The 25,053-nt window shown below is 48.4% G+C and carries 23 protein-coding genes and 5 pseudogenes; 18 read left to right on the top strand and 10 right to left on the bottom strand.

The features are described 5' to 3' along the window. Window positions 1-12 precede the first annotated feature (12 nt). From GS601_RS14865 to GS601_RS14905, 9 genes are all read left to right on the top strand, one after another. Window positions 13-912: an AraC family transcriptional regulator gene (locus tag GS601_RS14865; protein WP_162424079.1), complete on the top strand. Its 900-nt coding sequence runs from the start codon at window positions 13-15 to the stop codon at window positions 910-912. A gap of 87 nt (window positions 913-999) precedes the next feature. Then, a complete protein-coding gene (locus tag GS601_RS14870; protein ID WP_162424080.1) occupies window positions 1,000-1,686 on the top strand; it encodes an MBL fold metallo-hydrolase in 687 nt (228 codons plus the stop codon). Window positions 1,687-1,725: 39 nt separating this feature from the next. Next, entirely contained in the window at window positions 1,726-2,127 is a 402-nt protein-coding gene (locus GS601_RS14875) for a hypothetical protein (protein WP_162424081.1), read from the top strand. Next, entirely contained in the window at window positions 2,124-2,732 is a 609-nt protein-coding gene (locus GS601_RS14880; RefSeq protein WP_162424082.1) for an NADPH-dependent FMN reductase, read from the top strand. The genes GS601_RS14875 and GS601_RS14880 overlap by 4 nt, the downstream gene beginning before the upstream one ends. Continuing rightward, window positions 2,729-2,896 carry a DUF1427 family protein gene (locus tag GS601_RS14885; protein WP_162424083.1) on the top strand — a complete coding sequence of 56 codons (168 nt, stop codon included), beginning with the start codon at window positions 2,729-2,731 and terminating at the stop codon, window positions 2,894-2,896. Before GS601_RS14880 ends, GS601_RS14885 begins: the two co-directional genes overlap by 4 nt. 114 nt (window positions 2,897-3,010) lie before the next feature. Further along, window positions 3,011-3,937 carry a M23 family metallopeptidase gene (locus GS601_RS14890; protein WP_162424084.1) on the top strand — a complete coding sequence of 309 codons (927 nt, stop codon included), beginning with the start codon at window positions 3,011-3,013 and terminating at the stop codon, window positions 3,935-3,937. 81 nt (window positions 3,938-4,018) lie between these two features. Continuing rightward, window positions 4,019-5,698, top strand: a complete 1,680-nt coding sequence (locus tag GS601_RS14895) for an FAD-dependent monooxygenase (RefSeq protein ID WP_162424085.1) — start codon at window positions 4,019-4,021, stop codon at window positions 5,696-5,698. Between the two features lie 48 nt (window positions 5,699-5,746). Then, window positions 5,747-5,935, top strand: coding sequence for a DUF1349 domain-containing protein (locus tag GS601_RS23955; RefSeq protein WP_162424086.1), 189 nt, complete (start codon window positions 5,747-5,749; stop codon window positions 5,933-5,935). Then, window positions 5,844-6,134, top strand: coding sequence for a Rossmann-fold NAD(P)-binding domain-containing protein (locus tag GS601_RS14905; protein ID WP_162424067.1), 291 nt, complete (start codon window positions 5,844-5,846; stop codon window positions 6,132-6,134). The genes GS601_RS23955 and GS601_RS14905 overlap by 92 nt, the downstream gene beginning before the upstream one ends. Before the next feature lie 13 nt (window positions 6,135-6,147). Here the strand turns inward: GS601_RS14905 and GS601_RS14910 are convergent, their stop codons facing one another. The 4 genes from GS601_RS14910 to GS601_RS14925 all read right to left on the bottom strand — a co-directional run bounded on the left by GS601_RS14910 (window position 6,148) and on the right by GS601_RS14925 (window position 10,184). Then, complete coding sequence (locus tag GS601_RS14910) at window positions 6,148-6,411, bottom strand: SDR family oxidoreductase (RefSeq protein ID WP_238393279.1); 264 nt, start codon at window positions 6,409-6,411, stop codon at window positions 6,148-6,150. A gap of 522 nt (window positions 6,412-6,933) precedes the next feature. Beyond that, complete coding sequence (locus tag GS601_RS22960; protein ID WP_202925111.1) at window positions 6,934-7,131, bottom strand: hypothetical protein; 198 nt, start codon at window positions 7,129-7,131, stop codon at window positions 6,934-6,936. 138 nt (window positions 7,132-7,269) lie between these two features. After that, window positions 7,270-9,030: a bifunctional 3'-5' exonuclease/DNA polymerase gene (locus GS601_RS14920; protein ID WP_238393280.1), complete on the bottom strand. Its 1,761-nt coding sequence runs from the start codon at window positions 9,028-9,030 to the stop codon at window positions 7,270-7,272. A 26-nt stretch (window positions 9,031-9,056) separates the two neighbouring features. Next, window positions 9,057-10,184: an IS701 family transposase gene (locus GS601_RS14925; RefSeq protein WP_420800310.1), complete on the bottom strand. Its 1,128-nt coding sequence runs from the start codon at window positions 10,182-10,184 to the stop codon at window positions 9,057-9,059. Here GS601_RS14925 and GS601_RS14930 point away from each other — a divergent pair. Continuing rightward, window positions 10,065-11,363: pseudogene (locus GS601_RS14930) on the top strand (ISNCY family transposase). The gene GS601_RS14925 and the pseudogene GS601_RS14930 overlap by 120 nt on opposite strands. Window positions 11,364-11,385: 22 nt before the next feature. On the opposite strand, the pseudogene GS601_RS14935 reads toward GS601_RS14930, so the two are convergent. Together GS601_RS14935 and GS601_RS14940 are read right to left on the bottom strand one after the other, a co-directional pair. Next, a pseudogene (locus GS601_RS14935) lies at window positions 11,386-11,505 on the bottom strand (IS701-like element ISPlag1 family transposase); the annotation flags it as partial. Window positions 11,506-11,709: 204 nt separating this feature from the next. Continuing rightward, window positions 11,710-12,867: pseudogene (locus tag GS601_RS14940) on the bottom strand (transposase). Window positions 12,868-13,182: 315 nt separating this feature from the next. Between GS601_RS14940 and GS601_RS14945 the strand changes: the two are divergent. Next, on the top strand, window positions 13,183-13,887 hold the full coding sequence (locus GS601_RS14945) for a nucleotide-binding protein (RefSeq protein WP_162424088.1): 705 nt from the start codon (window positions 13,183-13,185) through the stop codon (window positions 13,885-13,887). Further along, window positions 13,880-14,860 carry a ParB/RepB/Spo0J family partition protein gene (locus tag GS601_RS14950; protein WP_162424089.1) on the top strand — a complete coding sequence of 327 codons (981 nt, stop codon included), beginning with the start codon at window positions 13,880-13,882 and terminating at the stop codon, window positions 14,858-14,860. The genes GS601_RS14945 and GS601_RS14950 overlap by 8 nt, the downstream gene beginning before the upstream one ends. A 37-nt stretch (window positions 14,861-14,897) precedes the next feature. Here the strand turns inward: GS601_RS14950 and GS601_RS14955 are convergent, their stop codons facing one another. The 3 genes from GS601_RS14955 to GS601_RS14965 all read right to left on the bottom strand — a co-directional run bounded on the left by GS601_RS14955 (window position 14,898) and on the right by GS601_RS14965 (window position 18,621). Continuing rightward, complete coding sequence (locus tag GS601_RS14955) at window positions 14,898-15,974, bottom strand: PDDEXK nuclease domain-containing protein (protein WP_202925112.1); 1,077 nt, start codon at window positions 15,972-15,974, stop codon at window positions 14,898-14,900. 182 nt (window positions 15,975-16,156) lie between these two features. Then, window positions 16,157-16,477: a hypothetical protein gene (locus GS601_RS14960; RefSeq protein ID WP_162424091.1), complete on the bottom strand. Its 321-nt coding sequence runs from the start codon at window positions 16,475-16,477 to the stop codon at window positions 16,157-16,159. A 167-nt stretch (window positions 16,478-16,644) separates the two neighbouring features. Next, on the bottom strand, window positions 16,645-18,621 hold the full coding sequence (locus tag GS601_RS14965; protein ID WP_162424092.1) for a helix-turn-helix domain-containing protein: 1,977 nt from the start codon (window positions 18,619-18,621) through the stop codon (window positions 16,645-16,647). A gap of 567 nt (window positions 18,622-19,188) precedes the next feature. Between GS601_RS14965 and GS601_RS14970 the strand changes: the two are divergent. The 4 genes and pseudogenes from GS601_RS14970 to GS601_RS23260 all read left to right on the top strand — a co-directional run. Beyond that, window positions 19,189-20,098: pseudogene (locus tag GS601_RS14970) on the top strand (IS982 family transposase). A 437-nt stretch (window positions 20,099-20,535) separates the two neighbouring features. Further along, entirely contained in the window at window positions 20,536-22,287 is a 1,752-nt protein-coding gene (locus GS601_RS14975) for a hypothetical protein (RefSeq protein WP_202925113.1), read from the top strand. 31 nt (window positions 22,288-22,318) lie between these two features. Beyond that, window positions 22,319-22,948, top strand: a complete 630-nt coding sequence (locus GS601_RS14980) for a hypothetical protein (RefSeq protein ID WP_162424093.1) — start codon at window positions 22,319-22,321, stop codon at window positions 22,946-22,948. A 211-nt stretch (window positions 22,949-23,159) separates the two neighbouring features. Then, window positions 23,160-23,717, top strand: a pseudogene (locus tag GS601_RS23260) (type I restriction endonuclease); the annotation flags it as partial. Here GS601_RS23260 and GS601_RS23960 read toward each other — a convergent pair. After that, a complete protein-coding gene (locus tag GS601_RS23960; RefSeq protein ID WP_202925114.1) occupies window positions 23,704-23,835 on the bottom strand; it encodes a DUF2188 domain-containing protein in 132 nt (43 codons plus the stop codon). The pseudogene GS601_RS23260 and the gene GS601_RS23960 overlap by 14 nt on opposite strands. Window positions 23,836-23,962: 127 nt before the next feature. On the opposite strand from GS601_RS23960, the gene GS601_RS14995 reads away from it, so the two are divergent. Then, entirely contained in the window at window positions 23,963-24,457 is a 495-nt protein-coding gene (locus tag GS601_RS14995; RefSeq protein WP_162424094.1) for a MerR family transcriptional regulator, read from the top strand. A 210-nt stretch (window positions 24,458-24,667) separates the two neighbouring features. Then, window positions 24,668-25,012, top strand: a complete 345-nt coding sequence (locus tag GS601_RS15000; RefSeq protein WP_162424095.1) for a hypothetical protein — start codon at window positions 24,668-24,670, stop codon at window positions 25,010-25,012. The last annotated feature ends 41 nt before the right edge of the window (window positions 25,013-25,053 follow it).

A 25,053-nucleotide genomic window follows, 5' to 3' on the forward strand; every position in this document is an offset into this window, starting at 1 on the left:
GGGCTGTGAGTCATGGCGACAAACGAGGTTCTCACTGTTGATGTGGCTGGCAAGGATGGTCTGGCAAGGATTTATCCGAATGGGACACTTCTATCCAACGATTTAGCCGATTGGGATGGGCTTTACCTGCACTATTATCGCCAGTCTCCCTTTGAGATGGTTGAGCATTCCTGTACACAGCATCGTCTGATTGTGAACGATCGCACCTTGCGATCGCCCATCATAGAAACCTTTGAAGGAGAAAATCAGTTAAATCCAGTCAGCCCCGGAACAGTGCGAGTGTTGCCTGCTAATACCCGCAGTTGGGCATATTGGGAAACAGAGCATCAGTTTATACTGCTGGCATTTGAACCGGAGTTATTAACACGGCAAATCGCTGACACAACGGATGTCAACTTTGTAGAACTGCTTCCCCTCATCAGTCCTTCTGATCCGCTCATTTATAGCATCGGGTTAGCCCTTAAAACAGAACTGGAATCGGGTGGACTTGGAGGACGTTTGTATGTCGATGCAATGACGATTGCATTGATGGCGCATCTGTTGCGGCATTATTCTGTTCAGAATTATTTGGCTCCCACAGTTGTTAATGGTTTACCGAAACACTTGTTGAAGCAAGTTGTAGATTACATTCACGATCATCTCGATCAGGAGTTAACTCTGGAGACGTTAGCCACGCTCGCCCACATGAGTTCCAGTTATTTCTCTCGCTTGTTCAAACAATCGACTGGATTATCGCCTCATCAATATGTGATTCAGTGTCGCGTCGATCGTGGCAAGCACTTGTTGAGACAAGGAAAATTGAGTATTGCAGAAATTGCTGATTCTCTAGGATTTACCCATCAAAGTCACTTCAGTCATCACTTCAAACGCTTGGTTGGTCATACTCCCAAAGCATTCATCAATAGTCAGTAAGAATCTGCTTAAAAGTACAGAAATTTGCAAGACGCAGATTCGGAAGATTTTACATACTGAAGTTAGTCTTGTAAGCAGGTTCAAATCATGAACGTTAACCAGGAGAAGCTTTTACCTATTCAAGATTGTGAGCCAATGGAAAGCGCAATTCCCGGATTATACACCTCGGCTCCACAACCGCTACTGTTCGCTCCTTCGCTCGACATCCGCGCCTTCCTGTTGCATCGTAAGCAAGGCAATCTGCTGATCTACAGCGTTACTGAATTCGACTCCAATGTACCAGTGGTTCAAAGTCTCGGTGGCATCACACGCCAGTATCTGAACCATTGGCACGAGGCAATGTTTGTTTCAGAGCGAGTTGACGTGCCGCTCTTCTGCCACGAAAGCGATCGCGAGTTAGTTGCTGAGAAAACAAAGGTAAGCAAAACTTTCTCCATACGCCATTTACTCGACAACGATTTCGAGGTCATTCCGACCCCCGGACATACCAGCGGTGCAACTGCCTTTCTCTGGGACAACGGCGAGCATCGCTTCCTGTTCACGAGTGACACAATTTACCTGAAAGAGGGCGAGTGGGTTGCCGCAGTACTTAAATCGAGCGATCGCTCTGCTTACATCAAAAGTCTCGAACTCCTGCGTGAGCTTGACTTTGATGTGCTTGTACCGTGGCTAGCAACTCACGGACAACCCTATTACACCATGACCAACAAGTTAGATGCTCAACGCCGCATTGGGATGATTCTCGATCGTGTGCAGCGAGGCGAGGATCACTAACTGTAACCAGAGTAAATGCAGATTTTCAGGAGAGACATCATGTCTGAATCCATTCTGTTAATCAACACCATGCAAATTCATCAAGGAGAACTAGAAGATTTTCAGGAGAGCGTGAAGCGATCGATTGAATTTGTAGAAACCAACGGGCCTCAATTGCTGGTTGAAGTTTACGTTGACGAAGAGAACATGCAAGCCTACAGCGTTCAGTTTTACCCTGATTCGGAAGCCATGCTGTTTCACTGGCAGATCTCTGATCCGTATATCCGTGACGTGATGCAACACAGTACAGTCAAACGATTAGACATCTACGGTCAACCTAATCATGCTGTGATGGAGGGAATCCGATCGTTTTCCAAAAACGGAATCATTGTGTCTGCAACACTTCATTTCGCTGGCTTCCACCGTTTTCAACCCAATAAATTGTCGAGGAGAAGTTCATGACCTCTACCAAAATCCTTGCCTTTGCCGGAAGTGCCCGCAGAGATTCTTTTAACAAAAAACTGGTGAAAATTGCTACTGAGGGAGCTAGAGGCGCAGGTGCAGAAGTCACCTATCTGGATTTTCGCGACTTACCTCTACCGCTCTATGATGAGGATTTGGAGGAAGCTGAGGGCTTACCAGCCAATGCCCGTAAGCTTAAGGAACTGATGAAAGCACATCAAGGATTCCTGATTGCTTGTCCGGAATACAACAGTTCAATTACACCTTTGTTAAAAAATGCGATCGATTGGGCATCGCGTCCTGAACCAGGCGAACCGTCGCTGGTGTGTTTCAAGGAAAAGGTTGCGGTGTTGATGAGTGCTTCCCCTGGAGGCTTGGGAGGGTTACGAGGATTGGTTCATGTTCGTTCTATTCTGGGCAATATTGGTGTTCTAGTGCTGCCGGATCAGAAGGCAATTGGCAATGCTCATCAAGCGTTTGATGAGAACGGCAATTTGAAGGATGAATCGCAACAGGCAACCATCTTGCAACTAGGCAACAAGCTGGTAACGATGACTGCCAAATTAAGTTCGTCTATCGAAATGAGTTGGAGCATTCAATCATGAAGGAATTTATTCTCTCCCTTGTAGCAGGCTGGATTGTCGGCGTTCTATTTGGTTGGCTGAAGCTGCCGTTACCTGCGCCTCCCTTGATGGGATTTGTTGGGGCACTAGGGATTCTATTGGGTGCCTGGTCGATTGACCAACTAAAACAGTTGGTGCTTCATTGATTCTATCCAATTTGTTTAAGGCGTTTTGCCCTGACATCTTCTCACAAAGGTAGACGAACAAGATGAGGTGTTTCAGTAAGCTGTTGAACGATCGCCCAGTGTGGAGATTGCACCATGTTCTTTGAATCTGGACTGTTGATTGTCACTCATTTGATCCTTCCCGCTGCTTTTCTCATCTGGCTCTGGCAGGCAAAAGAGAGCAGTAAACTTGAGTGGTTCACAACCCTGCTCGTAGTCTCACTCTTCAGCGTTCATATTTTTCTGATTGGGCGCTGGGATGTATTGAGTTACTACCTCAGATTTGTGCTGGTGATTATATTTCTCATTGCTGCGCTGAAGTCTTTCATCAAAGTCAAGTCGTTGCTACTTTATCCACCCCGTAAATTTGTAAGTTATTTACCTTTAGGAGTGAATAGTCTGGTTGCAGTGTTTTTCCTAACTGTGATGAGTAGCTATATTCCTCAAGGCTATTCTTTCAGTGGCGAACCTGTTCAACTTGCCTTTCCATTGAAAAAAGGAATCTATTACATTGGGCAGGGTGGAAATAGCCCGACGATTAACTACCACAATGATAATCCTGCTCAACAATATGCATTGGATATCGTCAAGCTGAATACTTTAGGAATGAGAGCAAATGGGCTGTATCCGCGATCGCTATCGAATTATGCCATTTTTGGAGAAACGCTTTACAGTCCTTGCAATGGCAGAATTGGCAGTACGGTCAATGACTTGCCCAATCTGATTCCTCCTGAAAGGGATCGGCAGAATATTGCTGGCAACTATATCCTGATGCAATGTGAGGGGGCTGACGTTTTGATGGCGCATCTCTTGCGGGGTAGTGTCACCGTTCGAGCAGGCGAGTCTGTTGAGGCAGAACAGGCGATCGCCAAAATTGGTAACTCAGGCAACACCAGTGAACCACATCTGCATATCCATGCTCGAAAAGCAAATACAGGGAATTCAATTTTAGATGGAGAAGGAATGCCAATGATATTTTTCAGAAGTTTCTTGGTCAGAAACAGCATCGTTTTTCGTGATTGAAATAACTCAATTTACAGCAACCGTTAGAGATATAAAACCAAAACACAAATGTTCTCGTATCGATAACTGAGGAATAAAGCGATGAGTCTAACAGAAGTCGATATCGATGTCCTGGTCGTGGGATCTGGTCCTGTTGGATTAGCAATGGCGTGCGAACTGCTCAGACATGGCGTGCGCTGTCGCATTATTGACAAAGCTGCGGAACCAGTCCAAACCTCCCGTGCTCTCGGCATTCAAGCCCGATCGCTGGAAGTGTTCGAGAACATGGGTGTAATCGATCGGGTTCTAGCAGCGGGAACCAAGGCGAAAGGAGTCACGATCTACGATCGCGATCTCGTCATCTTGCGTCTCAGTTTGCAACACATTCGAGAGAAAGATAGCCAGTATCCCTTTCTTCTGATCTTGCCACAAAGCCAAACCGAGTCTATCCTCAACGATCGCCTGAATGAACTCGGTGGTAAGGTTGAGCGATCGCGAGAACTGTTCGACATCCGGCAGGAAAATGATGCCGCGATCGCCCTGGTCAAAGCAGCCGAAACAGACTCAGGCGACCTAGAGGAGATCCGTGCCCGGTGGCTGGTTGGCTGCGATGGAGCCAGTAGCCAAGTGCGTAAAGTTCTCGCCATCCCATTTGAAGGCACAACTGCACCAGAGGAATGGCTCCTCGCCGATGTCGATCTCGATTGGGATCGGACGCGGGAGACGACGCATGGTTGGTTCACACGCGATGGACTGCTCGCCGTTTTTCCCCTACCAGGTGGGCAGTGGCGACTGTTTGCACCCGCTGGGGTTGGGGACAGACAGCCCGTTCCACAGGCATCGGTGGACGTATTCCAACGATTACTGGTGCAGTACACGGGCGATACCAAAACAACGATTAGCCATCCCACCTGGATGTCGAACTTCAAAGTTAACTATCGTATGGTCAGGTCCTATCGTCAGGGGCAAGTCTTCCTGGCAGGAGATGCTGCACACATTCATAGTCCCTTCGGTGGTCAGGGCATGAATATCGGTATCCAGGATGCCTATAACCTGGCATGGAAATTAGCGTTAGTGCTGCGTGGGAAGGCGCGGGAAAGGCTGCTGGATACCTACCAGGAAGAACGCTTGCCGATTGCCAGGTATGTGCTCCAGGGTTCACAAACCGCAACCCAGGGTTTACTCGTGACGCAGAACCCCGTCTTACGTTGGCTACGCGATCACCTCGTGATTCCGCTGCTCCAGCTAGACAGCATCCAGCGCCGGTTAGCCCAGGAAGCCTCAGAATTGAACATGAACTACCGCCGCTCTTCGCTCTCTCGTTCTGATTTGCAAAACAGGTGGATGCGCGATCGGCTGAACTGGATCAGGGCACCCCATGCCGGAGACCGAGTGCTGCCAGGGGATTGTCTCAGCTATCCTGCTGGCGATCGCACGAATCTCCATCGAGTGTTTCATGGAACGGAGAGCCATCTGCTGCTCTTTTTAGGTCTTGCGCCTGCTGAAAAAGAGTATGCCTATCTTGCCAAACTCGCGTCTAAAGTTGAAACCCTGATGAGCGGCTGCGTCAAAGTGCATATTGTCGTTTCGGGTAGTGCCAAACCGACGCAACTGACCTGGAATGGCTCGATTCTGCTCGATCCGCAGAGGGAACTTCATACCATCTATGGAATATACCAGCAGTCACTCTACTTCATTCGACCGGATGGCTATATCGGATTGCGTAGCCAGCCTGCAAACGAGAAGCAGTTGCTGGACTATCTAAACAAAGTCTTCATTTAATAACCAACAATGCTTCTTGTCTTTGACCTTTATTGGATCTAATCTACTATGCAATGGTTGAATGAACCTGCTCATTGGTCAAGTTCTAATCATCAAATTGTTGTCAGAACATCGCCAAAGACTGAGTTCTGGCGTGTTACGCACTATGGCTTCATTCGCGACAGTGGGCACTTCTATTTTGAGCGAGTCAACACAGATTTTATGGCTCCATCAGATGGATGGGCAGCAACCCGGTGATCCCCAAAAGGCAGCAGCAGCAGCTATGATTCAGGTCGTGAATCATCCTAATCCTCCTCTGCGACTGGTGTTGGGAGCGGACATGTTGGAAGTCATTCATGCCAAGTTGGGAACTGTAGCGGCGGATTTGGCTGATTGGAAGGACGTTTCGATCGACACTGCTTTTGAGGGCGTTGCAGTGAGTGTCATTAGCGGATAAAACCAGTTCAGACTTACCTGTATCCAGTGACATCAGCAGGTTCACCCACTTCCTGCACTTCCACAATGTAGCGCCAAGCATCTGGTTGAGAGCCATCCAGATCTGTAAAACCATAAATCTGTGCCAGTTGACCACTGGAGAGCGATCGCCCGTTCCATCGTGCGACCTCTGGATCAGCCGCCAGGTGAGCAATCGCACGCCCAACAAAGTGCGGTGTTTCAGAAATGATAAAATGCGGCTCCTTTGCCGTGGCATCCTGCCAGTTCGCTTCACTCACCTCAATACGTACACTGTTGCCCCTGCTGCACCCAGTTCTACGGCAATACCCCGCCCTGCACCACGAGTGCCCCCCGCAACGATCGCAATTTTATTTTTTAGTGGTTGCATGATTGTTCTCCTGCAATTCTCTCAGATGAGCTAAAAAATCAACTGCTCCAAACCATACTTTTTGCAGCTTACTTCCCCTTTCCTGACACCCTTTGGCATATGTCAGCCGTAGAGTGAAGGACGTTGCGCTGGTGAGTCACGCTGCATGCCGATCTCCTCCTCTCTATCCTGATGCTATTACAAGTTCACCCACGTCTGACATAGGTTCGACACGTAATAGCACACGTCATGCTGATTTTCTGCCTTTTGATAGAAAAGTCATTCTATCTATAGAGGGAGTTGCCATTGGCTCCGCTAATCCTGCCCAAATACACACTCTTCAACCCCATCGTCCCCTTTTTCGTTACACCCCAGTAGCGCAGATAGCGATAGGGTCCATACGTCTTACCTGTTTTGGAATCCGGAATCATCTTCAACTCAATATGCCCTCGTCCCCCGTGCTTGCCCAGTGGTGTGCCGTCCTCACGAGTCTCCTGGGTCTCTCCTCCTCTGCCTCCTCCCGCCGTGACTCCAATAGCCCCTGAATCATTTCAGCCAGATCCCCTAATTCTTCATCACTCCAATCTTGGAGTTGCTGAATCAATCGCGCTGCTTTGCTCCGCTTTGGCATCTCCCACCCCTGACTCCGCAAAAATTGCTTAGGGAATACTTAGGGATCTTTAGCTTGTTTTCATTCCCTAAGTCCAGATTCACCCGTACTGCTTTTGCCTAGGGAAAACTTGACTTGTCATAAGGGCAAAACTATTCTCTAAGTCTCATCGTCACCCCAACTGGTAGAAATCTTGACATCCATGAACACTGGGATCGGATGCAAAAACTTCCGAGCCGCTGCAACCATGCAGCGATGTAAGAGACAACTGATGTGCTTTGCCTCAGCAACAGGACACTCCAGCAGAATTTCATCATGAACTGTGCAAATCAGCTTTGCTCCTGTCTCTGCCAGCACTTTGTTAAGTTTCACTAACGCCAACTTTGTGATGTCAGCATTCAATCCCTGGACTGGATGGTTCAGCAACTCCGCCAGTCTGGGTTTATCCGCCCACCTGCGTCGCCTACCTGCTAAGGTACGGCTCTCCTTTATTCCCCGGATGTAACTACGCTTGATCGTCTCATGCCACTCTGTCTCTGGAGCGTAGGCTTCAAAGAATCGTTTTCGGAATGCCTTTGCTTGCTCCAGAGACAGAGTGACCCCATACTTTGTCTCAGCGTAGCTCTGAAGTTTGGCAGCACCCATGCCGTAAATCAGCCCAAAGTTAATAGCTTTAGCAAGCCGACGATCTTCCTCACTCACATCAGCGATCGCTTTTCCAGTTACCAGAGTTGCTGTCAGTCGATGCAAATCCTCACCCTTACGATATGCTCGTTGCATCCGGGCATCCCCACTCAATCGGGCAACAATTCGCAGTTCAATTTGAGAATAGTCCGCTCGCACTATTTGATGACCTGGTGCAGCTACAAAGCAGGTTCGAGCAGCCGCATCGCGAGGAATGGTTTGCAATGGTGGATTGCGACAAGAGAACCGACCCGATCTGGCTCCAAGCTGATAGTAAGTTGGGTGAATCCTTCCTGTTACCAGATGAATATGCTTGGGCAAGCTATCGGCAAAGGTGGCAGTGATTTTGGAGAGGTGCCGATAATCCAACAACGCTTGGATTACAGGGAACTGCTTCGCCAGTGGCACCAGTTCCTTCTGGTTGGTCGAATTCACGGGAATCCCAGCCGCTTGCAGTGCTGCAAGCACCTGTTGCGGAGAGTTGGGGTTGATTGCATCTGTCATCTCTGGCAGCAGAGACATTTGAGCGTTACCCGCAACCCGGAGTTCCCTGACCTGATGAAGTGCCGCATCCCGATCGCTCTCCAGCTTTGCCCCTAACGTTTGCCAGCGAGAGAGGTCAAGCAACATGCCATTCAGTTCCATCTGAGCCACAACAGGCATACAGTGAAACTCTAGTTGAGCAATTTTGAGGAGATGCGATCGCTCCAGCTTCTTGACCAAAATCGGATACAGCTCCAGCAGAATGGCTGCATCCATTGCTGCATACTGTAACTGCTGTGATGTCAGCGGTTTGCTCCAGTCGCTCACCTGTTGAGTTTTATCTAGCTCTATATTCAGGAGTTTTTGAGCGAGGGTTTGTAATGAGAGACTCTTTTTTAACCCTGCCGTCAGCACTCGATAGGCAAGCTGTGTGTCGAAGAAAGGAGCACTGGGCTGGAGTCCTGCCTTTGTAAGACACTGCCAGTCGAATTTGCCATTATGAGTAATTTTGAGAGCAGGTCTGGAGAGGAATTGTTGAAGTAAGGGGCGATCGCAAGGGGCAATCTGAGGTAAATCGATCAGAATCACTGGCTGGTTGGGGGCTGCAATCTGAATCAGTTGAATGGTGTGAATATAAGGATCTAACCCAGTTGTCTCGCAGTCCAATCCAAGAATTGGAGACTGTTCAAGCGATCGCAGTGCAATTTCAAGTTCTTTGGTCGATGTAATCAGACGATACGTAACATCCTTCAAATTAGGCAGGACTTACGCAAGCTTTATTACACAAAGGTCATACGAATATCAGGTTGCTTGAGTTGCCCAATCAAATAGTTTCTCAACAGCCCTGCCTTGACTTGGTAAATCGTTTGGTCTGTGCAAGAAGCAATGGCTTTAAGCCGACTCCACACGAGCAATGAACAGGCAATGTGGTTGCGCTGAATCCGCGCCTTCCGACACTGGCAAGCTTCAATCCCAGTCAATTGTTTGACCTCGCGGTGAAACTCTTCAACTCTCCAACGCACAGCACTCGCTTTTTGAGTCTCGTCCGTCGAGTTTTGAGAGATATCGTTGGTCACGATATAGTCCGTTCTGCTGGTAGAAACAGTAACCCGGAATAGTTTCACTTTCTTATCTTTGGGAAAGTTGCGAATCTTGATCGTTTTGCCGTGCGCTAAGTCTGCCTCACTCCACTCCAATTCGTCAACTCGGTTGTAAGGTTGCTGTCCTTGGCTATCATCGACTTTGCGATTGACCTTCAGCGGACAGTAGTAGATTTTCTCGATGTGGTCAATCTTCGCCATCAGTTCTTGCGTGGCATACCATGCATCCATCAGCACAGTCGCAAACGGCACTCGCTTGTACTCAATCAAGTTGTCGAGCATGTCTGCAACATGATCCAGTTTGCTTTTGCCGTCTCGTTGCGGATCATAGAGGCGGTAGTCAATCACCCAAAACTCACTCCGACTCACATTCACATAGACACAACTGACCAGCCCGATACCCTGAACGACTCCATGTTCGTTGCCACTGTACTGTGTACGGGCTAGCTCGATTTTGCTGGCGTAGCGTTTGTCTAACACACTATCGTCAAACACAATGTATCCGGATGCCGAGGGCACGATGCGATGCTCCACTTGCTGCCAGAGTAACCGGGGCGTTAGTTTCTCACTCCGCAAATAGCCAGCAATTCCAAATTCAAATTTTGACAGAAGGAACAACTGAGTAGAGGATGGAGGATTGCCAGCGAGAGCCGAAACATGGAACCCCTGCCCCTGAGTTTTGCGGTGTTGCTGAATTATCTCTATCAAGTGGTTCAACAGATTGACGACCCACGCCAAGCGAGCAATGCAACACGCTACAAACTGAGCGATGTGATTGTGGGCGCGTTTTCGGTGTTTTTTATGCAATGTGAATCGTTTCTAGAGCATCAGCGACAGATGCGAAGTCGGCGCGGGAAGGACAACGCTCAAAGTCTATTCGGAGTAGAAGACATACCGAGTTCACCCCAAATCCGCAATTTGTTGGATGGCGTGGAAGCCGTGAGATTGTTTGACGTGTTTTTCCAGGTGTATGCGGCTTGAGCACGGGATGGGTACTTGCAGCCTTATCAGCAGTGGAATGGACAGCTATTGGTCGCGTTAGATGGCACAGAGTACTTCAAGTCGCAGAAGATTCATTGTGAGTGCTGTTCGAGTCGAACGCACAAGAATGGTAGTGTGACCTACTTTCATCAAGCGATTCTGCCCGTGATTGTGTCCCCGACGCAACCGCAGGTGATTGCCCTAGCTCCAGAATTGATCACGCCACAAGACGGGCACGAAAAGCAAGATTGTGAAGTAGCCGCCGCCAAACGCTGGATCAGCAGGTATGCAAATCGATTCCACCCCCAGTCGTTGACGCTGTTGGGCGACGACCTCTACAGTCATCAACCGCTGTGCGAACACTGCTTGTCCTATCAATTGAGCTTCATCTTTACGTGCTTGAGCGAATCTCATGCTGCCCTCTACGACTGGCTCGGCTACTTGGAAGCCAACGGCGAAGTCAAGACCTTGGAACAAGTGCAATGGAACAAGCGCACGAAAGAGATTTATCGCTACCGCTATATCAATCAGATTCCGCTACGAGACACTCAGCCCGCCCTGCTAGTGAATTGGTGTGAACTGACGCTAGTACGAGAATCAGATGGAAAAGTTCTGTATTCCAATGCCTTTGTCACGGATCATCTCCTGACTCCCGAAACGGTGTCACAAGGGGTGAGGGCAGGTCGAAGCCGTTGGAAAACCGAGAATGAAAACCACAATGTGCTGAAGACCAAGGGCTATCATCTTGAACATAACTTTGGACATGGGCAACACCACTTAGCTTCGTGCTTGCTGACTCTCAATCTCTTAGCGTTTCTCTTTCACACCGTCTTGCATCTGGTAGACGAGTCCTATCAGCAGATTCGGCTCAAGCGGGGGACACGCAACGGGTTCTTCCAAGATATTCTCGCGCTGACCAAGTACCTCTGGTTTGAAAGTTGGCAACAGCTACTGGATTTCATGCTCTCTGACTCTCCGCCTGCTCAAACTGCTGATTCCTCGTAGTTTTTGAATTTGGAATTGCTGGCAAATAGCGGTTGATTCGGTCATGGCTCACGCCCGCTAGATGCTCCGCGAGATTCGTTAGCGTGTAGTTGACCGGACTACTCAACAGATATTGGCAGTAATCAAGTTTTGTAAAGCCCATGGCATTGACCCATTTCACCGATGCTCTAACTTACCGCCTTATCCCTGCGTAAGTCCTGCCTTATTTATGTGAACCTGAGCCAAAAATATTTGAAGTGCGAATACCAGTATTCACGCTTTCGATTGCCAAAGTGCGAATACCAGTATTCACGCTCTTGAATTTAGAGAAGTTAGCCCTTAGTGATGCAGAAAACTTTTTACAGTCTCAAGATGAGAAACAGGTCACACGAGAGAATAAGATCTGCTGCTCTAACCGTTCCCGCTTGCTTTGCGAGGCAACCGCCGCAGGTAGATGATCGGGTGGCAAAGATTCTAAGCGAGGAATGGGACAACCTTGATAGCAAAGCCGTTGCAGTTGACGCAGACCGGGTTGCAGAAAACTCAAGCCGCGCCCTGGAGATGATCAAGGGTATGACGTTGTCCGCAGCGCACCAGCATCATGCCTAAAACCAGAGCAATCAGGATGGCAGCATCGAGCAGCATGAACAATCCGGTGAGGGCAATGGCATCGCGCAGATTTGAGCGAGTGACTTCAAACGCCGCCGACTTGTAATCTTTGAAATGGGGTTCAATGCCGCCAAAGCGAGCGCCATAAAGTGCAAAGGTTTGCAATGAGGGAGGTTGGTCACTTAGCACTGCCCAAGCCTCTTGAGTCGGACTGATCTGAGCGGTGGCAAGCTGAGCGGCAACAGCGCCCAACACGGTGACATCCGGGAAGAGATAAGCTTGTTGTGCAGGCGGAAGCAAGGCATCCACCCGACAAGTCACTCCGGTGGAGAGCGTGACCCGCAGATTGCCCTTGGCACGAATCAGCCAAGCCCAACCGTGCTTTGAACACCACCGCCTCAACTCTCCGTGTTCAAAGCCCCGGTCAGCCAACAACGTTATCTGAGTTTGAATCGGTAACACGCTCTTGGCTTGTTCCAACACTGGGCGATAGTCCTCAAACCCCACACTGGCACTCCCATGCTCCAATACGACTTGCGCTCATGTAATCGAGCGTCCGCCCCAAACCAGGCACACCTCAATCAGACAGAACTGATCCCACAATAGGCTGGTGTCAAGGGTTAAAGTTAAATTCGCTCCGGCAAAGGCTTGCAGAAATTGCTTGAGCAAGGGAACGTAAAAGGCTTCGGCGCGAATCTGGGGATTGTGAATCAGATACTTTAAGCGCTCCAAATGACTTCTTGCCGTGCAGTCGCGATGGCTCAGATACGGCAGCCAGTGGCTCAGGCAGGCACTTCCCGATTGCAAGATGGCGGGCGACTGCTTCCGCAAATCCTTGCAGGTGTCGTTGGTCTTGCGGTTTGATCCATTGACGCAATTGAGCGATTAGTTGACGATACAGATGGGGCGTTTGCATGGGATTGCTTTGAGTTGGGGAACTTGAGCATCGCACAATTCGCCCCACCTCAGCAATTTCTGTCTCATTTGAGACTCTAGACACATCAAGCCTTTCAGGACTTTTCTACATCACTAAGGAAGTTAGCCTGTGAGTCAATCAAACTTGCCGATCAAATTCTGCACTTTGCAAGTATCATCTTCTCATCGACTTTTGAGATTGAACTTTGAGAGTGTCGTACTGGTTGCACAAGAGGAGTATACATAAGCGTAATTGAACGCATCCTCGCAACGAGACAAAACCAAATTCCAGCATTGACGTTCCTTCATTAACTTTATGACTGTCCTAACCACCTCCAAAAGGAAATCTAAAGCTTCAGCCAAACTATCCGCCACCCTGCCCGCTTTCCAGACAATCATTAAACCGCTTCTGATCTCGATTCTCAATCAAAAGGGCGGTGTGGGCAAAACCACGATCGCGGTCAATCTCTCCTACGCTCTAGCACAACGTGGAATTGAGACAATTTTAATCGACGGCGATCCAAACCGTAGCACCTTGGTCGGTGCACGATCGATTGTCTACAGTGAGAGCGTTCCGCTCCGAGTGATGAGTGAAACTGCATCCGTTGGACAGACTGGAAACTGTCGTCATTTCTTTGTAGACACCAAAGCCCGACCCGAATCCGTTGACCTCGAAGAAATCGTGCAGCGCTCCACCTTAATTCTGATTCCTAGCTCAACCAAGCAAGACGAACTGCGCGTGACTGGCTCTACCGTCAAGCTACTAGACTCCGTTGGCAGCAAAAAGCATCGAGTCGTGCTAAATCGAGTTCATCCAAACAATCGAGAAGAAACCCTATCAACTTTCAAGGCAGGGCTGCGATCGCAAGGTATTCCCGTTTTTGAATCAGTGATTCGGGATTATGCAGCTTACGATGAAGCCTTTGGTCGAGGCATCTCGATCGGTCAGCTTCGAGGCAAGACCGTAGAAAAAGCTTGGTCAGATATTCAGCAATTGTTAGAGGAGATTTTGAATGGCTAATCGGCTGGCAGCAGCACTGCAAAACATCGGCTCAATGATGCCCACAGCAGATCTCGACAATTTACCTGCTCCAAAAAATGACGGCAGCAAAGCAGTGGTGCGGTTGCGGCTATCTGACATCGAGATCAGCGATCGAGTACGGCAATCCCACGACGAAGTATTGATTCGGTCTTTTGTTGAGACATTCCGCACGTCTGGCTTTCGAGGGGTTCTGTGGGTGCGTCCGACGACAGCGGGACACTATAAGCTGATTGCTGGCGGAACTCGCTATCTGGCTTGTCAACAGGCAAATATTGAATGGGTTGACGCTTTAGTATTTGAAGTAGACGCAGTTGAAGCGCTTGATCTTGAGCTTGAAGAAAACCTGAAGCGACGAGACTTTAACGACTTAGAAACCGTTCACGGGGTTCTGCGATCGCTAGAGCTTGAGTTATCCCTATCTCGCGAGCAAATTCTTGCGCTATTTAGCTGGAATTCTCGCAATTGTGAACCTGATGGCACTCATCGCGCTCCCCGGAAAGACAGTGTACTGGCTCCGATTCCATTGGAACAACTCGAAGCTGACTGGTCAATCATCGAGCGCAAATTTGAGCGGTTAGGACGCTATAGCCCAGAAGGATTTCGAGTTAATTTTTTGCCTCTACTGAATTTACCCAAGCCTGTCCAGGATGCAATTATGCAAGGACACTTAGAGGGTTCAAAAGCGCGATTATTTGCCCGGATATCTGATGAGAAAACGCAGAACACCCTATTAAAGCAAGCGATCGCAGAAAACTGGTCGCGGGATCAAATTACAGAAGCGGTAAAAACTTGGCGGGAGCAACACGATCCAAAAGTCGTGAATCAAGCCGCAGAAGTGCAGTTTTCAAGTCGTGTTAAGTCCGTTTTACAGCGACTCTCGAAAGCACCCTTAACGGGACGATCACGCACAAAAGCAGAACGATTGCTGAAAGAGTTAGAGTCTCTCCTATAGTCTTGTCATCCCTAAACCGCGGCATGGATGACACCCGTTATCCTTCATCCGTTCCGTCTAACTTTAATTCTTGAGCAGCAGCTTCTAACTCCATTTCCAACTGCTCGATCGTCGGCAAACTTCCTTGAAGTTGATCCGGCAACGCATCTCTAAATTGGTAGGTCGAAACGCCAATGGGTTTGTTCACATCGCGTAGAGAGTATTCCACGATCGTTTTGTCGTGGGTTTTACAGAGAATCATCCCGATCGTGGGCTGATCGTTCTCGCTGCGTAGAAGGTCATCCACTGCTGACACATAAAAGTTCATTTTCCCGCCAAACTCAGGCTCAAATTCCACCGCCTTTAAATCGATTACCACAAAGCAATGCAGCCGAAAGTGATAAAAGAGGAGGTCAATCCTAAAATCTTTCCCACTAACATGTAAGGGATACTGACTTCCGACAAAGGCAAACCCAACTCCCAATTCTAGCAAGAAATCTCGGATGTGATTCACCAGAGCATTTTCGAGATCTCGCTCCTGCGCGGCATCCCCTAAACTCAGAAAATCGAAATTGTAGGGATCACGCAAAATTTGCTGGGCAAGATCTGACTGCGGTTGAGGCAAGGTTTGCAGAAAATTTGTAGTGGATGCCCCTTGTCGCTGATAAAGCTGACTCTCTACATAATGGGTGAGAACATTTCGGCTCCACCCCTGTTCGATGGTCTGCTGAATGTACCAATTTCGCGCTTGAGCGTCTTTCACCTTCTCCAACAGCACACAATTATGAAACCACGGAATTCTTGCAGCAAGCTGCTGCAAAATTGACTCATCCGGGTAAGCCTCTGCAAACGTCTTCATATATCGGAGATTGCGAGCAGAAAACCCCTTCATTTCAGGAAAAGCCTTCTTCAAATCGGTTGCTAATCGCTCCACAACCTTTGCACCCCAGCCTTGACTGCGCTCCTTATTCAAGACTTCTCTCCCAATATGCCAATACAGTACGACAAGTTCCTGGTTGACCGCGATCGCGGCTCGAAGTTGAGCGTTCCGAATCCGTTCCTTTAAGTCGCTGAGGAAGTCATCGTAGTTTTCTGGAAGACTAAGCTGCTGATCTGACACTGAATTCTTATCCAAAACTAAAGGTTAACGTTGAGAACTTAGGATGCTAGAGAAGAGAGCTTATTGCTACCACTCAAAGGAAAGCCATGTTATCGCGGTGGGCTTTCTACTTTAGGGGGCATAGGAATAGTATAAGTGAAGCTTTTTGTTGATTTGCACCCTAAACTTGAACTTTGAATTCTTATTCGGTTTTTGCCTTACCCAATTTTTGCCTTACCCAAGTAGAAAGAGTGGTGGGTATCGCCCAATCGGAAGCGAAGGTAAGCATAGGGTCCACAATCGTTAATCATTTTCAGTTCAATGTTGCCTCTAGAGCCACGCGCCCCTGTCCGCGACATCTTTTCCTCTCGTTTTATCTCCCATTCATCAGGTTTTGTCTTCAGTCGCTGCCGCTCTTCTGCTATCAGCACATCCAATGCCTCGCGCAAATCCATCATGTCATCCAAGCCGAGGGTGTAACAGTCTTGGAGAATGCTTTCAACAGTAGGAATCGTTTGCTTACGACTTTTTCGAGGCATAGAATGAGCCTAATTTAGGGTGCAATCAGTTCAAAACTATTGATGTACAAGAGGGTATTCCCCCTAAATATTCTTACACTGTTTTTTAGGGTGCATTGCCGACGCACTGAAAGCATTTTCCTGCTTTATGCACCCTAAACCAGTACTTCCTGCACACATCCAAAGCATCACAACTCCAACAGAACTTGAATCTGCGCGTGGTGTTTTGGCTGGATGACGCGCTCACCCTTAATCCATCGCGTGATCAGCGATCGATCGACCCCCAAATCCTTCGCTAGTTTTGCCTTAGACCAACCTTTTGCATTCAGCGCGATCGCGAGTTCTGCACCAGTCAGATTTGGAGAGCGCCCTAGTGAATCATCTAAAGCCGTGGGTAAGTTTGAATGACTTTGAGCATTTGAGCCTAGGACAGATCCTAATTTTTCTTGAATGAGAACGGTCGGCTTGATAGTGACGATCGCTTTTAGCCACAGCGTTAACCAATTACGAGGACGAGTTCTTAACTGCTCAGGCTCATTCGCTAACCCCCATTCGGGTCGGATGCACTCTGGGTAAGTCGTGTTATCAAATTCGATTTGCCATCCTAATTCATGCAGGGTTAGCAGTGCATTATCCCATTGTGTAATTAAGGCATTTCTCCGTTGTTTACTTTGCTCAACGATCGTCATTAACTCTTTTGGCTCTAAGCGTTCCAGTAACGTCCCAACTTCATAGCGTCCATCCTGTCGAATGCGGCTCATAATCGTTAAAAAGATTGCCAACTTAGATGCTAGTCGTTGTCGATATGGATTGATTTGCAACGTACTCTTCGCTAAATATCCATACTGGCAAAGTGCAGTTTTTCCGCTGACATCCCGACCGTTTAGAAACTTCTCTGTCCAGCTTCCAGGGCGTACCTTGATGTATAGTTCATCCGGATCTCCCGCCTCGTAACTTAAAGCACTCGGTTGCTTGGCATCTACCGTCAGCGCAAGTTGCCCGGAATACTCTAGTTCTTCAAGTAGCCACATTGCACCTCTCGCCACGTTATAGCGGTTGGCTCCAACGTTGATGTTACTAATCAGCACAGACAAGCTACAAACTAACTCCACCAGGTTGCCGATCTTTTTCAGCTTTTGACCGAGTGTGATGTCCGTTCGTTTATCCCAACCAAACAGACGAATCAGATCGGTTCCTTTAAGCCGAATCTGCTGTTCCCAGGGTTTTTCTGAATCAGTGGCATAAGAAGAAAAAATGAGCAAAACGTAAGCGGCTTCTGGACCAAACTGTTGGATAATCTCCCACGCTGCTTTACCCGGCACTAATTCGATTTGTTGATTCGATGGACTTTGACGCACAATGTTGTGCTGAATAAATCCTTCACCAACTAATTTCTTCCAGTACGGGTATTCTCCATCCTCCCATTGGTTGTTAATGAGAGCTTGTGCGCCCGTGAGGATCGGGTAGCCCGTTGCAACTCGTTCGATCTCTCGTTCCTGGAATAGAGCAGGATCAGTTGCCAAAGCATCTGGAGATCGAATTCCTAATAGTTTTTCAATGTCTTCGATCGAGAAAGCCGACAGGTCAAGATGCCTTAGCCATTCGCTTGCCGTGTAGAATGCACACGCGCTGATGACGATCGATTCTTGCCACGCCTCTTCTTCTGGCAATGCGGGATCAGCTTCCACGGATAGAACGCCAGGAATCGAGCAATCTGCTGGCATCCGAGCTTCTAACGCCCATTGATCGAGCCGAGTGGTAATCCAGTATGCGGTTTGCTTCCAAAATGGCGCTTGCTTTAAAACCGATTTAAACAGTTTTTCTAGTCGAGCGATTGCTTCTTTTTGCAATGCACCAATTTTCTCAGTTTCGTTGTAGAGATTGATTAGCTCTGAGTCGCCTCTGACTTGAGAACGGAGCTGGCGTAGACGGTGCTGATTGATGCCCGTGGCAACGTGAACTAGAACTAAATTGAGAAAAGATTTTCCACGCCGAAGTCGCTCAACATAATCTTGTATCCGCTCCGGTGCAGAAGCACTCTCAACCACAATCTGAGACGCTACGGAACTTGGCAGTGCCGATTGTAAGGCAGAGCCTTTTTCCAGGGTTGCCGATTCAGGCTGAGGCAATCTATTTTTCTTGTGCTTCACAGCAGTCACCAGCATCACTCAGTTTACCAACAGTGGTATACGAACTCGAATTAGTATACCTGTTGCCCAGACATGACAAAATTCGCGGCAGCAATGTTGCCAACAGAGTCAACAAAACCCCGTCAGCAACAAGCCACTTCACAAGTAATAAGCTCTGAAGCAGTTACCCATCAAAGGTTTCACGAATACGCTAAAAAGTTTAGTATTAACTAAAGCTCTAGAATGCCCTGACCAAGTTTCTAGAATGCCCTGACTCTTTCACTTAGTCAGGGCTTGCTTCAAATTCCGTTGGACGAAATAGCGCGTTCAAACCTGCTTGAAACTAAGCAATTGGCTGACAACTCTATGACCCTGCCACTATCAATGCATTGAACAGTACCTTCAAGAAAATTTACATTTCTGCTAATGTTGACAATGTTGACTCAATCTCTAGAATCAACTGACCGCATTGTAAACCTGTCGAAATACCGCTGCTGACTTATTACTTTTCTAGTAAATAACGCGGTGTGCGACTAAGTTCTTGCAAGGAAAGTCCCACTGGACAATGCTAGACATACAAACTATCTAGCTTGAGTGGGATCAATGTTTTCTATTGAAGAGTTTATCATCGTGGTTTTTTGCTGTGTGACGATTTGCCTAAGGAGATCACCCAAGGGCAACCGATTCGCCAAACAGGCTTTGCTCTAGCCTTAGCCGACAGTGAGGTGATTACGATGGAGCTTGTGGCAGAGTATCAGGGTATTGATGCTGACCAAGCCATTTGGAAATACTTCCGTCGACACTGGTTAGGACTGTTTCCGGGTTTGAGCAGGCGCTCTGCGTTTGTCCGGCAGGCGGCGAACCTGTGGCAGTACAAGGAACAGCTTCAGCAGCGTTTAGCGGCACAGTTAGGTGCATTTGCCCAGGGAGTGCATCTGGTGGATGGGATTCCGATTCCCCTGTGCTGTTTCAGCCGTGCGCCGCGATGTCGCAGTTTCCAGGGGGAAACCGCCTACGGCTACTGCGCGGCAAAAAAGCAGACTTACTATGGGTTTCATGGTCATTATGCTCATCAGTGCCACCGGGGTGATTAGTGGCTTTAGCCTCACCCCTGCTGATGCTAGTGAGCGAGAAGCGCTCTGGGACATCGTGCCTCTAGTGGACGGCTTACTGATTGGGGACAAAGGGTATCTCTCCCAGTCCCTCCAGCACCAACTTCAAGCCGTGGGCATCCAGCTTGAAACAGCGTTGCGTTCCAATATGCAAGACACTCGAAACGCCGCTTGGGTGAAGTTGCTCATGCGGGTGCGGCGACTCCATGCGGGTGCGGCGACTCATTGAAACTGTTATTGGTCAACTCGTCGAGCGCTTCTCGATTGAAAAAGTCTGGGCACGAGATCTGTGGCATTTGACCAGTCGGATCAATCGCAAGCTGTTAGCTCACACCGTCTGTCGCTGGCTCAATCGTCACAGCCCTAACCCCTTGCAGTTTGAGCAGCTTGTGGCAGAGTAGTTCTACTCGCACATCGCGCTAAATAAGCTTATCTAGACCTTGCTGTGCGACCCAATGTGTTGACAACGTTGACTTAAACTCTAGAATCAACTGACCAACCTTGGAGAATACGCTCAATCTCTTAATAGTGTTGCCAATGTTGACAGGAACTCTAGAATCAAGTGACTAGTTCCAAGGAGCATGACTTAAAAGCTCTAGGATCGTTAGACGTGATCTTTGATCACAGGCAATAAAAACTCTAGAATCGCCTGACCCAATATTTTTCAGATTTAGTCATCGGAACACTTTCAGCCGTTGTTGACTCGCTAAAAGACGACCACGCAATCGAGCCTGTTGACAAGCCAAAAGTCTTATTAAGCGTGTGATATACAGATCGTCCTATAGAGCGTGTTTGATACAGCACTCTTAGTTTCTTCACGATTATTGAGTTTAGGGCTATGGCAACGAAACAGTTTTCATCATTTGAAGATGTCCGTGAGTGGGCTGATGGTTTTCTTGCACTTTTCCCGCATCGCTATGACTACATTTGGGCAGAGCATCCCAACCCTGGTGTCAAAGTCGAATGGAAAACCGAAACCCGTCATCCCTTGAGCGATCGGGTCATTCACCAGGGAAGCTATCTCTACGGCGTTCGCTTCGGCGCAGAAACCCGCTACTGTCTCCTCGACATCGACGCAGGTAGCACCTATCACCCGAAGTACGACCCCTTCGCGATTTCTCGCATCGCCGCTGCCCTAGAACCGCTGGGACTGGTCAGCTATCTTATCTGCACCTCCAGCTACAGCGGTGGTTTGCACCTCTACTTTCCGTTCCCAAACGCCCAGAGTAGCTGGCAGCTCGCGATCTCTATCACGACGCTGCTCGAAAACGCCGGATTTAAGCTCAATCCTGGACAACTCGAAGCCTTTCCCAACCCCAGACCTTACCTCGTCGAAGGTGCGCCCAGTCTCTTCAACGCGCACCGACTCCCGATGCAAACAGGTTCTTATCTCCTCAACTCAGACTTTCAACCTATCTGGAGTAACCAGCAAGTTTTCGTTCAACAATGGAACTTCGCCCAAGATCGCAATGATTTAGATACAAAGCTCCTCAAGCAAATTCTCAAACAAGCCAAACGCAAGTTTTTTCGCATCTCTGGCAAAGCCGATAAGTTTGTCAATGATCTCAACGCTGAAATTGAACTCGGTTGGACGGGTCCGGGACAAACTAATCGGCTGTTAGGACGCATTACGATGCGATCGTACATCTTTCATCACATTCTCTCCGGCGGGAAACCCCTCGCAGGGACGGCACTGATTGAAGATATTATCGACACCGCCCGATCACTCCCCGGTTATCAAGATTGGTGTCAGCATCAGCATGAAATCGAACATCGCGCTGAAGAATGGGCAAAGTGTATCGAGAGTAGTCACTACTTTCACTACGGTGATCAAAAGGGGAAATTCAAAGCGACCTCTGAGGAATTGGAGCAAGCGATCGAGCAAGCACCCACTTGGAATCAACAAAGATCAGAATTAACAAGAGAACGAATTAGAAGCGCGATCGCAAACCTTCTGGAAACGGGATCACTGCCTTCCAGTGCTACGGCTCGATTCAAAACACTATTGGACTACAAAATTGGGGGTGGTTCTCTCTACCGTCATCGAGACTTATGGCATCCCAACTATTTAACTGAGGCTGAATTTAATCTTGAAACCGTTGTAAAGCGAGATGAACAGTCAGATGGCGCTGGGGGCGCATCCAACTGTCACAGTCTCACAAGCTTATTTCCTAGCACTGACGGTAATGCCTCGCCAGCGAATGGTTCTAGCGATTCTACACACCGAATTCAGCCAGGGTTAGATGGTAATTCTTTGTCAGAGCAGGGTTCTGAGCCTTTGAACGGCGTTCAACTCGTTCAGCAAACCCTTGCAGATATCCAGGCACAACAAGCGGCAAGACGCGAAGCTTTTCAAATCGCTGAGCAACGTCAGCAGCAGATCAAACGCGAAGCTTCAAATGCAAAACTAATGGCGCGGATGCAGCAGTTTCTCGCTTCTGGCGATCCAATTTTGGTAGCAGAGGCACTGGCATGGGCAGAAATTAACCTAGGAGTGTTGGACGTTTCGATGCATTTGCTCCAAAACAATCCCCAAGATTCAACCAGCTTAGAAGATCAAAATCGCGGCTCTAGGAATGACATGGGATAATGCAGGAGAAACCCACCGTCCAGAATTTGCAATGGCTAACTCTCAGGGCTTTGGCATCCCGCGCCCGGTCAAACCAAGAGTAGATAAAACCAAGAAGCGGGTTGAGGGGCAGCGGATGCCAAACCTTGACTTCGATAGGCGCGTTGAGATGTGGCAAGCCGGACTGTTGCCATTGCGGTTACCAGAAGGAGTGGAGGCACGATCGCTCACCGCCGCTGAGATCGAGTGGCTCGATCGAGCTGCCGCAGCCGAGTACATTGCTTCCGAAAAGCAGGGTCAGGAGGCACTCTTTTACACATCCCCACCGCCTGATTTTCGACTGGAAGCCGCAGATTGGTATCTTCGCCCTGATGATCGCTGGAATCACGATCCCGTTCCCCTTCAACAGATGATTCAGAGATTCCCCATAGAGCTTTTTCAGCTTTCCGCGTCGGGTCAGACACCTGCATTTTATCCAGACCGCACCCCTGATTACACAGACGCGCAAGAAGCGGTGATGCGATCGATCTTTCGAGAGACGGTACGCATTGGCTGGTCACTACCTCAGTACAAGTGGTTTGTGATGGAACAGTTGCGGAAGACAACGGCACGAGTCACGCAGAATGATGCGGTTCAATTGTTGGCACAGTTGCAACAGATGGACAGTGAGCCAGAAGATTGATTTCGTTTTCTTGTCGTTCCATCACTCAACCGACAAGAAAAAGTTTGATTTTAGAAGCAGCGGTTACGATCGCACCTTCTGGTGTCTGCAATTAAATCTGAGTTAGGCTAGGAGCAGCCCTGACTCGCGGTGTAAAACGATACCTCTTTGAGAGAAAGGGCGAACGGTGAAGCGGCTGCACTGAAACCAGCATCGAGGACGAAGCCTGATCATGCTCAACGAGGCGAATACCTGCTGGAAATACGTTCTACCCAAGCTCAAAGACTGGGAAGAAAGCTCTCAGCATTCTCATCTGTTTACCGAGCAGTATGCGATCGATGCAGGTCGAATTTTAACCACTGGCGGACGGACGCGACGGCGGCGCAAAAAGTTTGCAGATTATTTGCTTTGCTACACTCGTGATTTTCCTCTAGCAGTCGTTGAAGCCAAACGTCAGCATAAGTCTCCGCAGGATGGTTTGGAGCAGGCAAAGACCTACGCTGAACTGCTGGGGCTAAAGTTTGCCTATTCGACGAATGGAGCGGGAATCGTTGAGTTTGACTACACAACTGGGTTGATCACGCGGATGGATTCGTTTCCCAGTCCGCAGGAGCTTTGGGCGAGATGGAGACAGTCTGAGGGATTGAGCGATGAGATTGCTGAAAATCTACTCACACCGTTTGATCTGACTGGGGGTAAAATTCCTCGCTATTATCAGCGGATTGCGATTAATCGGGCGGTGCAAGCAATTCTGGTTGGGCAGTACTCGCGTAGCGCTATATCGCCTGCTCACGACCATAAGAGATCGCTTCGCGTTGCGTCTCGAAGACGCGGGAGGCGCGACTAGCTCCTTCAGATTTGACAGCCCAGCCCTCAGAATGAGGGACAACGTGCTTACCTTTTGACATCAGTGATTTTCCTTAAAAGAGAGTAGTTGTTGTGCCCTTTGAAACAAGACACGTTTACATTATACACAACGTTTACTGATTGACACGTTTGCTACACTAAAGAATGTTAAATAAAACCTAAACTTTTATGGAAGGCTTCACTCGACAAGAAGCGATCGCTCTTGCAAAAACAACTTCTAGCAATCTCGCTTACTTAGATCGAGCGGAACTTGTTGTGCCTGAGAAATATGGCAACTCCAAAAAGCCAACGGTTATTTACAAATGGGAGCAGATTCTAGAAATTCGCGTCATTCAGGATTTGCGGAAGAAGACCTCTCCACAAACAGTTAAAAAGGTCGTTCAATTCTTACAAACCAACGGCTTTAATTCCAGTCTTGCGGACAAGCATCTGGTGGTAATCAACGATGAAGTCTTTTTGGTACCGCCTGACTGGTCTAATATGCCAAAAGTAATGAGAGTTGCTAGCAAGAGGAGCAGAGGACTAGGGCAATTTGTTTTAGTTGTTTTCCCGCCACTAGAAGATCTCGTTAGAGAGATTTGGGAGACTGCTAAAAAATCCGAAGTAATCGACTTCGAGAGCTTCAAGCGTCGTGCTAAAGCAAAACCTGCTAACGTTGCTTAGAAGCCTCCCTCATCACCTTCCGCCTCTACTCGTCCTGCGAATTCTCTGAAATTTTTGAAGTGATTGCTCATCCATCGCACAACTCACCGGATTTTCCAGTTGTGCTAGAGCATCATTCATTAATTACTATTTTCTTGTCGGTAGATCGCTCGATCGACAAGAAACTCTGCCTGTTTTCTTGTCTGTACAGATTCAAACCGACAAGAAAACGTGAATGAACACCTATTCGCCGAGCGGGAACGCCTTCTCGCACTCATCACAGAGATCAGAAACTCCGGCGCAGTAGCTCCTGCAAACGTCTGGATCAGCCCCAATTTCCAGAACAAAGGCGGCAAAACCTACGAATACTACAAACTCACCAGCGACAACCCTGAAGTCAAGCATCAAGGCTTAGGAAAGATGGGCAGTGAGAAATACCGCGACTGGTTTGCCAGAATTCAGCGACGCAACGCAATTTATGAACTCGAACAACAACTATCGATGCTGCAAGCGTTGCTCGATCGACAAGCCGCGATCGTCCTGGAACTTCCTCAATCGAAGCGCGAGTCAAGCTAGAGGCGAATGAGATAGTACGATCGTCTTACTCTCTATTCAAA

The organism is Myxacorys almedinensis A (assembly GCF_010091945.1).
GTDB classification, from domain to species: Bacteria; Cyanobacteriota; Cyanobacteriia; order Leptolyngbyales; family Leptolyngbyaceae; genus Myxacorys; species Myxacorys almedinensis.

Excerpts from the sequence above, each read along its gene's own strand:
- GS601_RS14865 (WP_162424079.1), top strand. The coding sequence starts at position 13 with ATGGCGACAAACGAGGTTCTCACTGTTGATGTGGCTGGCAAGGATGGT.
- GS601_RS14870 (WP_162424080.1), top strand. The coding sequence starts at position 1,000 with ATGAACGTTAACCAGGAGAAGCTTTTACCTATTCAAGATTGTGAGCCA.
- GS601_RS14875 (WP_162424081.1), top strand. The coding sequence starts at position 1,726 with ATGTCTGAATCCATTCTGTTAATCAACACCATGCAAATTCATCAAGGA.
- GS601_RS14880 (WP_162424082.1), top strand. The coding sequence starts at position 2,124 with ATGACCTCTACCAAAATCCTTGCCTTTGCCGGAAGTGCCCGCAGAGAT.
- GS601_RS14885 (WP_162424083.1), top strand. The coding sequence starts at position 2,729 with ATGAAGGAATTTATTCTCTCCCTTGTAGCAGGCTGGATTGTCGGCGTT.
- GS601_RS14890 (WP_162424084.1), top strand. The coding sequence starts at position 3,011 with ATGTTCTTTGAATCTGGACTGTTGATTGTCACTCATTTGATCCTTCCC.
- GS601_RS14895 (WP_162424085.1), top strand. The coding sequence starts at position 4,019 with ATGAGTCTAACAGAAGTCGATATCGATGTCCTGGTCGTGGGATCTGGT.
- GS601_RS23955 (WP_162424086.1), top strand. The coding sequence starts at position 5,747 with ATGCAATGGTTGAATGAACCTGCTCATTGGTCAAGTTCTAATCATCAA.
- GS601_RS14905 (WP_162424067.1), top strand. The coding sequence starts at position 5,844 with ATGGCTTCATTCGCGACAGTGGGCACTTCTATTTTGAGCGAGTCAACA.
- GS601_RS22960 (WP_202925111.1), bottom strand. The coding sequence starts at position 7,131 with ATGCCAAAGCGGAGCAAAGCAGCGCGATTGATTCAGCAACTCCAAGAT.
- GS601_RS14945 (WP_162424088.1), top strand. The coding sequence starts at position 13,183 with ATGACTGTCCTAACCACCTCCAAAAGGAAATCTAAAGCTTCAGCCAAA.
- GS601_RS14950 (WP_162424089.1), top strand. The coding sequence starts at position 13,880 with ATGGCTAATCGGCTGGCAGCAGCACTGCAAAACATCGGCTCAATGATG.
- GS601_RS14960 (WP_162424091.1), bottom strand. The coding sequence starts at position 16,477 with ATGCCTCGAAAAAGTCGTAAGCAAACGATTCCTACTGTTGAAAGCATT.
- GS601_RS14965 (WP_162424092.1), bottom strand. The coding sequence starts at position 18,621 with ATGCTGGTGACTGCTGTGAAGCACAAGAAAAATAGATTGCCTCAGCCT.
- GS601_RS14975 (WP_202925113.1), top strand. The coding sequence starts at position 20,536 with ATGGCAACGAAACAGTTTTCATCATTTGAAGATGTCCGTGAGTGGGCT.
- GS601_RS14980 (WP_162424093.1), top strand. The coding sequence starts at position 22,319 with ATGGCTAACTCTCAGGGCTTTGGCATCCCGCGCCCGGTCAAACCAAGA.
- GS601_RS23960 (WP_202925114.1), bottom strand. The coding sequence starts at position 23,835 with ATGTCAAAAGGTAAGCACGTTGTCCCTCATTCTGAGGGCTGGGCTGTC.
- GS601_RS14995 (WP_162424094.1), top strand. The coding sequence starts at position 23,963 with ATGGAAGGCTTCACTCGACAAGAAGCGATCGCTCTTGCAAAAACAACT.